This is a genomic window from Methylobacterium sp. A52T (assembly GCF_053346095.1).
This window is the reverse complement of the sequence record NZ_JBKFBI010000159.1, coordinates 1-12,712: the sequence shown is the minus strand read 5'-3', so window position 1 is coordinate 12,712 and position 12,712 is coordinate 1. Positions and strand designations below refer to the sequence as shown.

Genomic DNA, 12,712 nt, shown 5'->3' with positions numbered 1-12,712 from the left:
CGCCGCCGCGCCGGCAGCCGCGGCCTGCACGCCGCCCGCGCCGCCGCCGGCGTCCGCCCGCCCGGCCAAGCCGGAGCTGCCGCCGAAGCCCGCCTGCCTCGACGCCAAGGAGGGCTGCCCGGGCTGGGAGGCCTACAGCTACAACGACGCGATCAAGGCCTATAACCTGCAGGCGCAGGCCTTCCGGCCGATCGCCGAGGCCTACCTGCAGAAGCTCAATGCCTACGTGAAGGCGAGCGCGGACTACGCCCAGTGCGAAGTGAACGCGATGCAGAAGTAGCCGCCTGAACGGCGGCCGACACCCCGGCTCGGAGGCGGTTCAGGCACCGGGTCGCACCCTCCGGCGATGATGGCCGCGATCCCCGCGCGCCCGCTCACGCCGAGGCCACCGTGCCCGCTCGTCGTCTCCTCATACGAACCGGTTTCTGCGCCCTGCTCCTCGCCGCCGGCCCGGCCCTGGCCGCCGATTTCGACGGCCCCTACCCGCCGCACGGCTACGGCGGGGCCGCCCAGGACGACGAGCCGGAGCGCCGGCCACCGCCGCCCCCGCCCCCTCCGGGACCGCGGCCCGAACCCGAAATCCGCGGCCCCCGCTTCACGTTGGCGCCCCCGGAGGCGTCCCCCGAGGCGTCCCCGGAGGCGTGCCGGGAATTCGTGCGGCGGCGCTTCGGTCCGGACGGGGAGCCGGTGCTGCGACGGGTACGGGTCTGCGACGAGCCGGTCGTCGACCGCGGGCCGCCGCCGCCTCCGCCCCCGGAGGACATCCCGCCCCGTCGCTGGGGCGGGCCGCGCTGGTAGCGCGGGAATCCGGCTCAGATGCGGGCCGGCGCCTTCCTGAGGGCGGCCGCGAAGGCCTTGAGCTGGCGGTTCAGATCCGCCAGCTCGTTCAGCGCGATGGTCTTGTGGCCGTCGCGGACCGCGCGCTCGATATCCTCGACCTGCAGGTCGACGAGGCGGCGGATGGCGGTGGCGACTTGTTGTCGGGTCATCGATTCGAGCGTCTCGTCCGAGCGTCCTGGCGGGCCTCAACGGACGGCCGGTGCGCGGCCGTCGACACGTTTCGGTGATAGGCCGGTAGGCTTAACCGATGGTGTCCGCGGCCCCGCCGTTCACAGGGGATCGGGCCCTAGCGGCGCTCGCGCATCTCGCTGCGGCGCATCGGCATCGCGTCGATGGTGGCGAACAGTCTCTGCGGCGCGATCGGCGCCGCTTCGTTGATCTTGGCGCCCCCGTCCTTGCCGACCAGGACCGCGCGGAAGCTGTCCGCGGGCAGGCCGAGGCGCTCGCGCAGGGCCCGCGCCTCGGCCCCCGCGCCGACCGCTTCGAGCACCACGAGGTCGCGCTCGGCGACGCCGGTGCGGACCGAGGCCAGCGCCGCCCGCTGCGCCCGGAGCTGCGCGTCCCCGGCCTCGGGCGCCGACAGCACCAGCACCCGCGCCCGGTCGCGATAGCCGTCGAGGGGGCCGGCCAGGGCGGCCCCCGCCGCCAGGGCTGCCATGCCTGCTATGCCTGCCAGCCCGAATCCCAGTGCCGTCTCCCGCATGCCGCCGCTCCGCGCTCTCGAGTCGGGACAACGCGCGACTCGGCCGCGCGATCGCGGCGGCGCGTTTGCCTCGCGGGCCCGGCGCCCCAGATCGGGGCGGAAGCCCGTGTCCCGGAGTCCGGAATGACCACCGCCCTGAACCGCCGCATCGTCCTGGCCTCGCGCCCGCACGGCGAGCCGCGGCCCGAGAATTTCCGCCTGGAGGAGGTGCCGGTTCCGCAGCCCGGACCCGGACAGGTCCTCCTGCGCACCCGCTGGCTGTCGCTGGACCCCTACATGCGCGGCCGGATGAGCGACGCGAAGTCCTACGCGGCGCCCGTCGAGATCGGCGCGCCGATCACCGCCGAGACGGTCGGCGAGGTGGTCGCCTCCAACCACCCGGATCACGCCGTGGGCGACCTGCTGACGGCCTTCGCGGGCTGGCAGGACTACTTCGTCACCGACGCCAAGGGCTCGCGCAAGGTCGACCCCGATGCTGCCCCGCCCTCGACGGCGCTGGGCGTGCTCGGGATGCCGGGCATGACCGCCTATACCGGCCTCCTCAACATCGGCCGGCCGAAGTTCGGCGAGACCGTCGTGGTGGCCGCCGCCGCCGGCCCCGTGGGCTCCCTGGTCGGCCAGATCGCCAAGATCCACGGCGCCCGCGCCGTCGGGATCGCCGGCGGCCCCGAGAAGTGCCGCTACCTCACCGAGGAGCTCGGCTTCGACGCCGCCATCGACCACCGCGGGTCCGACCTGCCGGGCGCGCTGGCGGCCGCCTGCCCGAAGGGCATCGACGTGTACTTCGAGAATGTCGGCGGCGCGGTCTTCGCCGCCGTGCTGCCGCTGCTCAACCCGTTCGCGCGGATCCCGGTCTGCGGCCTCGTCTCCGCCTACAACGCCACCGAGGTGCCCCCGGGCCCGGACCGCCTGCCCGGCCTGATGCGCGCGGTCCTGACCAACCGGCTGCACATCCAGGGCTTCATCGTCTGGGACTTCGCCGAGCAGGCGGACACGTTCCGCAAGGAAGTCGCTGGCTGGATCCAGGACGGGCGCGTCCGCTACCGCGAGGATGTGGTCGAGGGGCTGGAGAACGCCCCGGAGGCGTTCATCGGCCTGTTGAAAGGTCGGAATTTCGGCAAGCTCGTCGTCCGCGTCACCTGAGAGCGGCTTGCTGCCGAAACGGAACGGATATAGAACAAATCGATCCGTCGGCGCTGCGGAAAGCGGGCACAAGCCCGCCCCGCCAGTTGCCGCTCCGGAGGCCCGGGCGCATGGTTCGCGCGCCGCCGGGCTGGTGCCCTGTGAGATCCGTACGATTAGGAGAGAGCGATGGCGGGCAGCGTCAACAAGGTGATTCTGGTGGGCAATCTCGGGCGCGATCCCGAGATGCGCCGCCTCGGTTCGGGCGACCCGGTCTGCAATCTGCGGCTCGCGACGTCGGAATCGTGGAAGGACAAGGCGACCGGCGAGCGCAAGGAGAAGACCGAGTGGCACTCGGTCGTGATCTACAACGACAACCTCGCCCGGGTGGCCGAGCAGTACCTGCGCAAGGGCTCGAAGGTCTACATCGAGGGCCAGCTCCAGACCCGGAAGTGGACCGACAATTCCGGCGTCGAGAAGTACACGACCGAGGTGGTGCTCCAGCGCTTCCGCGGCGAGATGACGATCCTCGACGGGCGCGGCGGCGGGGGCGGCGACTTCGCCGGCGAGGACGAGGGCGGCGGCCAGATCAGCCGCGGTGGCGACTTCGGCGGTGGCCGGGGCGGTGATCGCGGCGGCGATTTCGGCGGCGGTCGGGCCCAGGGCGGCGAGCGGCGTCCGGCCCCGGCTTCCTCGGGTGGCGGCGGTGGCGGTGGCAGCCGCGGCGGCTACGACCTCGACGACGACATCCCCTTCTAGGACCGCCTGGGAGCCGGAGGTCCTGCACCGTCACCCGGGTCGGCCTGCCCGACCCGAGTGACGCGGATATCTGGGCTGCGTCAGCGCAGCCGTTTCAAGGCCGCATCCCGGGACCGCGCGGCGGTGTCCGGGATCCAGATCCGCCTGCGCAGGTCTCGGGCCGCCCGTCTCCGGCGCCCCGGAGCGCCGCCGCTCAGCCCTTGAGCTGCCGGTTGCAGGCCGAGTAGTAGCCGCCGCCCTTCTCGATCCACTTCATGCCGCCCAGCGTGCCAGCGGCCTTCGCGGCGTTGTAGCTGTCGAGGCAGGTGTGCATCCGGGCCTTGCCGGCCGATTCCTTGGCGTATTTCGGATCGACGGCGCGGGGGAACGTGGCCGACGCCGCGGCGGCGGACGTCGTCCCGGCGCGCGGGGCGGCTGGCGGCGCGGCCGGAGCCGTCGTCGCGGTCGGCGAGACAGGGTTCGGCGCGGTCGTCGGGGCGTTGTCGGCCGCCGCACCGCACTCGGCCTTGCGGAAGTCGTTCCACTTCTGGCCGTTGAGCGTGCCGGCCTGCTTGGCGGCCTGATACTTGACCGAGCAATCCTTCGCGGAGAGCGCGGCGGCCGGCGAGGCGCCGGCCACCAGGCCGGCGATCACCAGGGATGCAAATACATAGCGACTCATGACGAAGAATCTCCGGGACACTATGTTGCGTCCCGAAAGAGATTAATACGGCTCTATGCCGTCGTGAATATGGGTTTGTCCGTTCCAGGGGGACAACGCGGTGCCCGAGCACTGACCCGGCACCGGCCGGCCGCGGATCCGGATCGCGCGCGGCGGGCCGAGCTCTGGACGCGGCGACCCGAACTTGGGTCGCCGACGCCGATCACCAGCCGCCGTAGGACCGGCGCGGGCCCTCGTAGCCGCCGTAGCCGCCGTAGCCGCGGTCGTAGCCGCCGTAGCCGGGCCGGCCGCCGTAGGGTCCCCGCGGTCCGCCCCAGCCCCAGCCGCGATCGTTCGGCCGGCAATGGCCCCAGGGATTGGGATGGAAGCCCGGACCGCAGCCTCCGGCCACGCGCTCGATCACCGATCCGGCGTCGGGCGGCCCGTAGCCGAACGGCGCCGCGTTGGCCGTCGTGGCGGTCGCGAGAGCCGCGGCGGCCACCGCGACGAGGCCGAGCACCTTGGCGCGCATCATGACACGATCTCCTGAACCTGCGGCCCGGACGCACCGGGCCGATGACAGGAGGATGCGCCGGCCGCTGTGAACCCGGACAGGCTCGGGCATTCATCGAGCCGACACTCTCGGCCCGCGGGGCCTCCGCGCGGCGGGTCGGTCAGGCGGCCTGGAGCTGGATCGGCGCCGGCGCGGGCGCCCGCGAGCGCGCGAAGAGGTCGGCGCCGACCGTTTCGCCCGCAGCCCTGACCAGCGTGGCCTCGTCGCAGGAGCGCGCGACCTTCAGGCCGAGCGCCTCGAGCCGCGCGTGCTCGGCGCAGTAGGCGGCGATCCGGGCGCGGCCGTAGGCCGGCATCGGCGCGAGCAGCCGGTCGCGCTCCGCGTCGTCGGCGCGGAACAGGGCCGAGATCAGCTCGATCGGAACCGGATACCGCGCCAGGGCGCTCGGGTGGGGTCGGTTACCGTCGCGCGCCATGGGTGCCTCTCCGCTTCGCTGTGCGGTGGAAGGTTCGGCAACCATAGTTAACGATCAGTTGTGATCGCGGCGGGAGCCCCGCTGAGCCGCCCCGCGGCGCCTCAGCGGCGGGGCGGGCTCACCCAGGTTCCGCCGGCGGCGCGATCCGCATCCGGCGCCGCGAACGCGGGCCGCGCGTCCGCCCAGCGGGCGCCTGGGCCCGCGGCCGGCGCGATCGAGCCCGTCGTCTCGGGGTCGGTCCAGACGGGGGCGCCCGCGGCGACCAGCGCGGGGGACGCGGACGGATCCGGCAGGTTCCGCTCGTAGCCGGCGACGACCGCCGCGAGGGCGATCGCCACGAGGACGAACGCTAGACCGTCGACGATCATGGAGCCGAGTCTCGGCATGGTGCCCGCGCCTGTTGACCAAGCCTCCGGGCTACGGCGGCAGGGTTAACGAACCCTGTCCGAACCCTGTCCGAACCCTGCGGATCGGGCCGACGCGTTCAGATGTTGCGCGCGCCGCGCAGCGTCTTGAGGCCGATTCCCGTCGACTCGAAGCCGCCGTCGACGGCGAGTTGCTGACCGGTGATGTAGGAGGCGCGCTCCGAGCAGAGGAACACGATCGCCTCCGCGAGCTCCGTCTCCAGCCCGTACCGGCCGAGCGGGACGGCGTCGTGGTAATCCGCCCGGATCTCGGGGCTGTGCACCGCCTTGGCCATAGCGGTGTCCACCGGACCGGGCGCGACGGCGTTCACGCGGATCCCGTACTGCGCCAGCTCGGCGGCCTGCTGCTTGGTGAGCTGCGCGAGCCCCGCCTTGCTGGTGCCGTAGGCGGTCCGGAGCGTCGAGGCGCGCAGGCCCGAGATCGAGGTGATGTTCACGATGGCGCCGCCGCGCTCGGACAGGAGCGGGAGGGCCGCCTGCGTGCACAGGAACGGGCCGGACAGGTTGACGGCGAGCACCCGCGACCAGTCGGCGAAGGTGGTCTCGGTCAGCGGCTTGAAGATCGCGATGCCGGCATTGTTGACCAGGGCGTCGAGGCGGCCGAACCGATCGGCGACCTGCTGGATCGCCGCCGCCACCGCCTCGGGGTCGGAGACGTCGGCCGTCACCGCGAGCGTGGCTTCCGGACGGCCGAGCCGCTCGGCCGCCGCCGCCGCGCCCGGGCCGTCGATGTCGAGAAGGGCGACGTTCCAGCCGTCGGCGAGGAAGCGGGTCGCGGTGGCGAGGCCGATGCCGCGGGCGGCCCCCGTCACCAGCGCGGTCCGGGCCTGGGCGTCGCTCATGGTCGTCTCCGTCGGGATCGGCGGCGCCCGGATGGCGCGGGTCAGCGTTCGGGTCCGCGGCGGTGCCATCACCGCGCGCCGGACCCGGGCGGCCTTCCGGGCCGTCCCGCCGTTGTGAACCGATCCGCCCTCACCGTCTGATGGATCGCGCGCGCCCCGTCGAGGGTCTGCCCGAACATCCGTGCGGCGATGACCGGCGTCGGCGAAGCGACCCGGCAGCGCCACGCCCGGCGGATGTCCCGCGGGTCCGGGGCACGTCGCTGCGCTCGGGACGACGGCGTTGTGCCCCCGCCGAGAGCGGCGACGGGTTCGGGATCAGAGCATCGGCATGCCGCCGGTGACCGGCACCAGCGCCCCGGACATGTAGCTGCCCTCGCGTGAGGCGAGCAGCACGTAGGCCGGCGCGAGTTCCGCGGGCTGACCGGCGCGGCCGAGCGGCGTCTGCGCGCCGAGCTGCTCCATCTGCTCCGGGCTCTTCACGATCGGCTGGATCGGCGTCCAGACCGGCCCGGGGGCGACGCAGTTCACCCGGATGCCCTGCGGCGCCAGCAGGTTCGACAGGCCGATGGTCAGGCTCGCGATCGCGCCCTTGGTGGCGGCGTAGATCAGCATGTTCGGCCCGGCGACCTTGGCCTGCACGCTGGTGCTGTTGACGATCGCGCCGCCCGGCTTCATGTGCGGCACCGCCGCCTGGGCGAGGTAGTACATGGCGAAGACGTTGGCGCGGAACGAGCCCTCGATGTCGGACGCCGCCAGATCGTCGAGGCCCTCGTTCACCACCTGGGCGGCGGCGTTGTTCACGAGGATGTCGAGCCGCCCGAAGGTCGCGACGGTGCGCGCCACGAGATCCCGGCACCGGGCCTCGTCGCGGATGTCGCCGGGGAGCAGCAGGCAGCGGCGGCCGGCCTTCTCGACCCAGGCCTTCGTGTCCTCGGCATCCTCCTGCTCGACCTCGAGATAGGAGATCGCCACGTCGGCACCCTCGCGGGCGTAGGCGATGGCCACCGCCCGGCCGATGCCGGAATCGCCGCCGGTGATCAGCGCCGCCTGACCGGTGAGCAGGCCTTTGCCGACGTAGCTCTCCTCGCCGTGGTCGGGGCGCGGCGTCATCTTCGTGGTGAGGCCCGGGCGGGGCTGCTGCTGGTCGCCGGGGAATGGCGGCCGGGGGCCGGCCTCGCGCGGGTCCTGGGTCATCGGGTGCGGCTCCTCGGCGGGGGACCCGCAGGATCTAGGGCCGTCGCCGCGGCCTCCGCCTGCGCCCGGGGGTCACAGGCGGAGGCCGCGACCGGGCCGTCTCAGAAGGCACGATTACGGGTGGCGTGCGGGCCGCCGTAGCGGCGGCGCAGGTAGGACACGACCTTGGGAAGCAGGAAAGCGATCAGGATCTTGCGCATCGGGGCTCGCTCACGTCACGGGTTCGTGAGCGGGCAATGCTCGGACCGCGCCGCAGTTCCGCGGCCGGTCACAGCTCCAGCGTGAGGGTCACCGGGGCGTGGTCGGAGGGGCGCTCCCAGGCGCGGGCCTCGCGCAGCACCTCGACCTTGCGGACGGTCCCGGCGAGGTCGGGCGACACCCAGGCATGGTCGAGGCGCCGCCCCTTGTTGGCGGCCGACCAGTCGGGGGAGCGGTAGCTCCACCACGTGTAGATCTTCTCCGGCTCCGGGGTGAGGTGGCGCGCCGCGTCGATCCAGCCCGCCTCCCCGCGCAGCACCTCCAGCGCCTCGGTCTCCACCGGCGTGTGGCTGACCACGTCGAGGAGCTGCTTGTGCGACCAGACGTCGTGCTCCAGGGGCGCGACGTTGAGGTCGCCCACGAGGATCGCCGGCCCGGAGACGCGCCTGCCGCCCCAGGCGCGCAGTTCCGACAGGAAGTCGAGCTTGTGGGCGAATTTCGGGTTGAGGTCGCGGTCCGGCACGTCGCCGCCGGCGGGGACGTAGAAATCGTGCAGCACGATGCCCGAGGCCGCACCGGCCTCCGGCCCCAGCACCGCCGAGATGTGGCGGGCGTCCTGGCGCTCGCAGAAGCCCATCACGGCGCGGGTGTGCAGGGGGAAGCGCGAGAGAATCGCGACGCCGTTGTAGCCCTTCTGGCCCGCGAACATCACGTGCTCGTAGCCCGAGCCGCGCAGGGCCTTCAGTGGGAAGGCGTCGTCCGGGCACTTGGTCTCCTGCAGGCAGAGCACGTCCGGCCTGTGCTCGGCGAGGAAGCGCAGCACGAGGTCGATGCGCAGGCGCACCGAGTTGATGTTCCAGGTGGTGACGGTGAGTTGCACGGGCGGCGCGGGGGTTCTGACGGCGTTGCGCTCCGATAGCCGATTTCGCGGCCCGCGACAGTCCGCTCACCGCCCGGCGGGCGAAAGGCCGTGCGCGACCGACCGACAGGCGCTATGCCCGGCGCCTGCCCTGTCCCGGGCCCCTCGTCGAGGCCCGCCATGGCGCACGCCCGCTCGCTCCTGTTCGCCGTCTACTGGGCCGCCTGGACCACGCTGTTCCTCGCGCCGCTGGCGATCTTCCTCCTGTCCGGATCGCCGCAGCGACCGATCCGCCGGGCGACGCGGCTCTGGGCGCGCGGGATCCTGGGCGGCCTCAGGCGCATCGTGGGGCTGCGCTACGTCGAGGAGGGCCGCCAGCACCTGCCGGACGAGCCCTGCCTGATCGTCGCCAACCACCAGTCGACCTGGGAGACGCTGGCCTTCCTGGTCCTGGTGCCGGACGTGGCGATCGTCGCGAAGCGGGAGCTGCTGGCGATCCCGGTGGTCGGCTGGTTCCTCCGGCGCTCGCCGATGATCGTCATCGACCGGGCCAAGGGCACTCAGGCCCTGTGCACCATGATCGACGGCGGTCGGGAGGCGGTCGCGGCGGGGCGGTCGGTCCTGATCTTCCCCGAGGGCACCCGCGGCGCGATCGGCGAGCCGCTCCGCTTCAAGCGCGGCGTCGAGTTGCTCTACGGCCGTCTCGGCCTGCCGGTGGTGCCGGTGGCGCTCAATTCCGGCCTGTTCTGGCCCGGGGGCGCGGCGACCCGGTCCGGCACGGTGGTGGTGAGCTACCTCGCGGCCCTGGCCCCCGGCCTGCCGACCGCGGAGTTCCTGCACGGGACGGAGGGCGCGATCGATCGGGAGTTGAACCGGTGGCGGCCCGGCGACGCGGCCGGGCTCGGCGCCCCCTGAAGGGGCGACCCCGTCACTTCTGCGATTGCTGGATCTGCTGCTGCATCGCCTTGTCCTCGGACCGCCCGTAATTGATGAAGAACAGGCTGCCGTCGACGCTCTTGCCCTTCTGCAGATTGGAGAGCGTCACCGTGGTGACGTAGCCCTGCGGGTCGGTGATCCGCCACTGCGACAGGGTCTTCATCTCGGCGTCGAAGAACAGCTGGATCTTCGAGGTGCCGCCGAGGGTGGCGCGGTCCTCCAGGCTGATGCGGACGCTGCCCGGATCGCTCGCCACGTCGGTGACGGTGAGGTCGCGGGCGAGGTCGATCTTCTCCCGCAGGAGGAATTTCAGCGGCGTCTGGGCGATGAAGTAGAGGTCCTGGGTGTTCAGCTTGCGGTCGCGCACCGCCACCGAGGTCCCGTCGGCGACCACCTCCAGCGGCGAGGGCTGGTCGTAGTCGAAGCGCAGGCGGCCGGGCTTGACGAGCGTCAGCTTGCCGCCGATCCGGCGGCCGTCGGCGCCGATCTGCACGAAATTGCCCGTCAGGGTATTGATGCCGTTGAAGTAGGCGTTGGCCTGCGCCAGCAGCGCGGCGGGATCGGCCGACTCGGCGGTGACGATCGCCGTCGGCGCGCCCACCGCCGCGACCTTCGGCTCGGATGCCTTGTCGGTTTTGTCGGCCGCCTTGTCGCCGCCCTTGCCGGACTTGGCCGTGCCGGGCTTCGCCTCCTTGCTCGCCTCCTTGGCCTTGGGCGCGGGCTTCTTGGCCGGCGCAGGGGCCGCCGGTGCGGCCTCCGGCTGCGGGGCGGGCTCCTCCTTGTGGCCGAACAGGCTGTCGATGAAGGCGCCGACCTGCGCGTGGGCCGGGTTGGCGGTCGCGAGCCACAGCCCGGCGGCGATCACGGAGCCGGCTGTGCGGGTGCGGCGGCCGATCATCGGCAGAGTCTCCTGAGGAGCCGCGGGCAAGCTCCGGCGGCGAAACAGAGGTGGGCGGGCCGCTGCGGACGCCTTGCCGTCCCCTCGTCTTCGCGAGCGGAGCGAGGCAATCCAGATGCGCCACGATACCGGAGGTCGCGCTACTCTGGGTTGCTTCGCTCCGCTCGCAGAGACGGGGCGGGTTTCGCAGCCCCCTTTTAGAACCTCGCCCTGTGGCGAAGATGCGACGTCCGGGCCGCCCCGTGGCGGGGCGGCCCGGACAGCGTCTCACTCGTCGTCGTACATCCCGGCCGAGCTGTGCGTCGCCCCGGCGACGAGGATCTCGCGCTTGCCGGCGTGGTTGGCCGGTCCGACGATGCCCTCGATCTCCATCCGCTCCATGATGGAGGCGGCGCGGTTGTAGCCGATCTGCAGCCGGCGCTGGATGTAGCTCGTCGACGCCTTCTGGTCGCGCAGCACCACCTCGATCGCCTGCTTGTAGAGGTCGTCGGACTCGCCGCCGCTCGCCGCCGCGAAGGCGCCGATGTCGAAGACGGGGGCCTCCTCCTCGGGCTCGTCGGACCGCTCGGCCTTGTCGGCCGCGGCCGCCTTGCCCCGGCCGGACCGGCCGCCCTCCTTGGCGGGCTCCTCGGGCGAATCGTCGGCGGTGACGGCGTCGAGGTAGCTGGGGCGGCCCTGGCGCTTGAGGTGGGCGACCACGCTCTCGACCTCGCTGTCCGAGCAGAACGGCCCGTGCACCCGCGTCGTGCGCCCGCCCCCGGCCATGAACAGCATGTCGCCCTGGCCCAGAAGCTGCTCGGCGCCCATCTCGCCCAGGATCGTGCGGCTGTCGATCTTGCTCGTCACCTGGAAGCTGATCCGGGTCGGGAAGTTCGCCTTGATCGTCCCGGTGATCACGTCCACCGACGGGCGCTGCGTCGCCATGATCAGGTGGATGCCCGCCGCCCGCGCCATCTGCGCCAGGCGCTGGATCGCCCCCTCGATGTCCTTGCCGGCCACCATCATCAGGTCGGCCATCTCGTCGACCACGATCACGATGTACGGCAGAGGCGCGAGATCCATCGCCTCGTCCTCGAACACGGCCTCGCCGGTGTGGCGGTCGAAGCCGGTCTGGATCGTGCGCGTGATGGTCTCGCCCTTCTCGCGGGCCTCCTTCATGCGGGCGTTGTAGCCGTCGATGTTGCGGACGGCGATCTTGGCCATCTTCTTGTAGCGCTCCTCCATCTCGCGCACGGCCCACTTGAGGGCGATGACCGCCTTCTTGGGGTCGATGACGACCGGGGAGAGCAGGTGCGGGATGCCGTCGTAGACCGACAGTTCCAGCATCTTCGGGTCGACCATGATCAGGCGGCACTCCTCGGGCTTCAGCCGGTAGAGCAGCGACAGGATCATGGTGTTGATCGCCACCGACTTGCCCGAGCCGGTCGTGCCGGCGACCAGGAGGTGCGGCATGCGCGCGAGGTCGGCGATGATCGGCTCGCCGCCGATGTTCTTGCCTAAGCACAGCGCCAGCTTGTGCTTGCTCTCGGCGAAGTCGGCCGACGAGAGCAGCTCGCGCAGGAACACGGTCTCGCGGGTCTCGTTCGGCAGCTCGATGCCGATGACGTTCCGGCCGGGCACGACCGCGACGCGGGCCGAGACCGCCGACATCGACCGGGCGATGTCGTCCGACAGGCCGATCACGCGGCTGGACTTGGTGCCGGGGGCGGGCTCGAGCTCGTAGAGGGTGACGACCGGGCCCGGCCGCACCGCCAGGATGTCGCCGCGCACGCCGAAATCCTGGACGGTCTGCTGCAGGTTGAGGGCGTTCTGCTCCAGCACGTCGGCGTCGACCTCCTCGCTGCCGCCGGGGGCCGGCAGAGCGAGCAGTTCGAGGGACGGCAGCTCGTAATCGGCGTTCTCGATCGGCGCGATCTCGAGGTGGCGGCCGGCCGGGATCAGGTGGGCCCGCGGCGCCACCAGGGGGACCGACGCCGGCGCGGGGGCCGGCAGGGCCGCGACCTCGACCGCCTCGACGGCAGCGGCGACCGGCTCGGCCTCGACCCCGATCTGCGCCTCGATCTCCGCCTCGACCGGCTCCGGCTGCGGCGCCAGCTTGCCGCGGAGCAGGACCGGGCGCGGCGTCATCGGGATCACAACGCGCTCTGCCTCGGCGCGCGCGGCGACCGGTGCGGCAACGACCGGGGCGGGACCTGCTTCGGGCAGGGCCGGGGGCGCCGGCGGGACGGCGGTCGGCTGGCCGGCCGCGCGGATCGCCGCCCGGGCCGCCATGGCGCTGAGAGCCGGCGCGCGGCGGGGCGCCTCGGA

The 12,712-nt window shown here is 72.7% G+C and carries 16 protein-coding genes; 5 read left to right on the top strand and 11 right to left on the bottom strand.

Going from position 1 to position 12,712, the window contains the following annotated elements; all coding sequences use genetic code 11:
• Positions 1-280, top strand: a 280-nt coding sequence (locus ACLBYE_RS26515; protein WP_447696448.1) for a hypothetical protein, incomplete at its 5' end; no start/stop codon positions are given.
• A 110-nt stretch (positions 281-390) separates the two neighbouring features.
• Complete coding sequence (locus tag ACLBYE_RS26510) at positions 391-798, top strand: hypothetical protein (RefSeq protein WP_447696447.1); 408 nt, start codon at positions 391-393, stop codon at positions 796-798.
• A 14-nt stretch (positions 799-812) separates the two neighbouring features.
• Here the strand turns inward: ACLBYE_RS26510 and ACLBYE_RS26505 are convergent, their stop codons facing one another.
• Together ACLBYE_RS26505 and ACLBYE_RS26500 are read right to left on the bottom strand one after the other, a co-directional pair.
• Positions 813-989, bottom strand: a complete 177-nt coding sequence (locus tag ACLBYE_RS26505; RefSeq protein WP_012320668.1) for a hypothetical protein — start codon at positions 987-989, stop codon at positions 813-815.
• A gap of 137 nt (positions 990-1,126) precedes the next feature.
• Positions 1,127-1,543, bottom strand: coding sequence for a DUF4174 domain-containing protein (locus ACLBYE_RS26500; RefSeq protein ID WP_447696446.1), 417 nt, complete (start codon positions 1,541-1,543; stop codon positions 1,127-1,129).
• Positions 1,544-1,666: 123 nt separating this feature from the next.
• Here ACLBYE_RS26500 and ACLBYE_RS26495 point away from each other — a divergent pair, with 123 nt between their 5' ends.
• Together ACLBYE_RS26495 and ssb are read left to right on the top strand one after the other, a co-directional pair.
• Positions 1,667-2,686: an NADP-dependent oxidoreductase gene (locus ACLBYE_RS26495; RefSeq protein WP_447696445.1), complete on the top strand. Its 1,020-nt coding sequence runs from the start codon at positions 1,667-1,669 to the stop codon at positions 2,684-2,686.
• A 168-nt stretch (positions 2,687-2,854) separates the two neighbouring features.
• A complete protein-coding gene (ssb, locus tag ACLBYE_RS26490; protein ID WP_020092725.1) occupies positions 2,855-3,424 on the top strand; it encodes a single-stranded DNA-binding protein in 570 nt (189 codons plus the stop codon).
• A gap of 193 nt (positions 3,425-3,617) precedes the next feature.
• Here the strand turns inward: ssb and ACLBYE_RS26485 are convergent, their stop codons facing one another.
• The 7 genes from ACLBYE_RS26485 to xth all read right to left on the bottom strand — a co-directional run bounded on the left by ACLBYE_RS26485 (position 3,618) and on the right by xth (position 8,592).
• Positions 3,618-4,085, bottom strand: a complete 468-nt coding sequence (locus ACLBYE_RS26485; protein WP_447696444.1) for a hypothetical protein — start codon at positions 4,083-4,085, stop codon at positions 3,618-3,620.
• Between the two features lie 202 nt (positions 4,086-4,287).
• Complete coding sequence (locus tag ACLBYE_RS26480; RefSeq protein ID WP_447696443.1) at positions 4,288-4,599, bottom strand: GCG_CRPN prefix-to-repeats domain-containing protein; 312 nt, start codon at positions 4,597-4,599, stop codon at positions 4,288-4,290.
• Between the two features lie 139 nt (positions 4,600-4,738).
• The gene (locus ACLBYE_RS26475) at positions 4,739-5,053 is read right to left on the bottom strand and encodes a hypothetical protein (RefSeq protein ID WP_100251345.1); all 315 of its coding nucleotides are present in this window, start codon (positions 5,051-5,053) and stop codon (positions 4,739-4,741) included.
• 101 nt (positions 5,054-5,154) lie between these two features.
• Positions 5,155-5,421 carry a hypothetical protein gene (locus ACLBYE_RS26470; RefSeq protein WP_447696442.1) on the bottom strand — a complete coding sequence of 89 codons (267 nt, stop codon included), beginning with the start codon at positions 5,419-5,421 and terminating at the stop codon, positions 5,155-5,157.
• Positions 5,422-5,537: 116 nt separating this feature from the next.
• Positions 5,538-6,320, bottom strand: coding sequence for an SDR family NAD(P)-dependent oxidoreductase (locus tag ACLBYE_RS26465; protein ID WP_447696441.1), 783 nt, complete (start codon positions 6,318-6,320; stop codon positions 5,538-5,540).
• 315 nt (positions 6,321-6,635) lie between these two features.
• Positions 6,636-7,514: an SDR family oxidoreductase gene (locus ACLBYE_RS26460; protein ID WP_447696440.1), complete on the bottom strand. Its 879-nt coding sequence runs from the start codon at positions 7,512-7,514 to the stop codon at positions 6,636-6,638.
• A 268-nt stretch (positions 7,515-7,782) separates the two neighbouring features.
• The gene (xth, locus tag ACLBYE_RS26455; protein WP_447683795.1) at positions 7,783-8,592 is read right to left on the bottom strand and encodes an exodeoxyribonuclease III; all 810 of its coding nucleotides are present in this window, start codon (positions 8,590-8,592) and stop codon (positions 7,783-7,785) included.
• Positions 8,593-8,751: 159 nt separating this feature from the next.
• Between xth and ACLBYE_RS26450 the strand changes: the two genes are divergently transcribed.
• A complete protein-coding gene (locus ACLBYE_RS26450) occupies positions 8,752-9,486 on the top strand; it encodes a lysophospholipid acyltransferase family protein (protein ID WP_447696439.1) in 735 nt (244 codons plus the stop codon).
• A 13-nt stretch (positions 9,487-9,499) separates the two neighbouring features.
• Here ACLBYE_RS26450 and ACLBYE_RS26445 read toward each other — a convergent pair whose 3' ends face one another.
• Together ACLBYE_RS26445 and ACLBYE_RS26440 are read right to left on the bottom strand one after the other, a co-directional pair.
• On the bottom strand, positions 9,500-10,405 hold the full coding sequence (locus ACLBYE_RS26445; RefSeq protein WP_447696438.1) for a LolA family protein: 906 nt from the start codon (positions 10,403-10,405) through the stop codon (positions 9,500-9,502).
• Positions 10,406-10,672: 267 nt separating this feature from the next.
• Positions 10,673-12,712: DNA translocase FtsK (locus ACLBYE_RS26440; RefSeq protein ID WP_447696437.1), on the bottom strand; the 2,040-nt coding region annotated here is incomplete at its 5' end.

Coding starts and splice junctions, on each gene's coding strand:
- ssb (WP_020092725.1), top strand. CDS start 2,855: ATGGCGGGCAGCGTCAACAAGGTGATTCTGGTGGGCAATCTCGGGCGC.
- ACLBYE_RS26485 (WP_447696444.1), bottom strand. CDS start 4,085: ATGAGTCGCTATGTATTTGCATCCCTGGTGATCGCCGGCCTGGTGGCC.
- ACLBYE_RS26480 (WP_447696443.1), bottom strand. CDS start 4,599: ATGATGCGCGCCAAGGTGCTCGGCCTCGTCGCGGTGGCCGCCGCGGCT.
- ACLBYE_RS26445 (WP_447696438.1), bottom strand. CDS start 10,405: ATGATCGGCCGCCGCACCCGCACAGCCGGCTCCGTGATCGCCGCCGGG.
- ACLBYE_RS26505 (WP_012320668.1), bottom strand. CDS start 989: ATGACCCGACAACAAGTCGCCACCGCCATCCGCCGCCTCGTCGACCTG.
- ACLBYE_RS26460 (WP_447696440.1), bottom strand. CDS start 7,514: ATGACCCAGGACCCGCGCGAGGCCGGCCCCCGGCCGCCATTCCCCGGC.
- ACLBYE_RS26475 (WP_100251345.1), bottom strand. CDS start 5,053: ATGGCGCGCGACGGTAACCGACCCCACCCGAGCGCCCTGGCGCGGTAT.
- ACLBYE_RS26495 (WP_447696445.1), top strand. CDS start 1,667: ATGACCACCGCCCTGAACCGCCGCATCGTCCTGGCCTCGCGCCCGCAC.
- ACLBYE_RS26500 (WP_447696446.1), bottom strand. CDS start 1,543: ATGCGGGAGACGGCACTGGGATTCGGGCTGGCAGGCATAGCAGGCATG.
- ACLBYE_RS26465 (WP_447696441.1), bottom strand. CDS start 6,320: ATGAGCGACGCCCAGGCCCGGACCGCGCTGGTGACGGGGGCCGCCCGC.
- ACLBYE_RS26450 (WP_447696439.1), top strand. CDS start 8,752: ATGGCGCACGCCCGCTCGCTCCTGTTCGCCGTCTACTGGGCCGCCTGG.
- ACLBYE_RS26470 (WP_447696442.1), bottom strand. CDS start 5,421: ATGATCGTCGACGGTCTAGCGTTCGTCCTCGTGGCGATCGCCCTCGCG.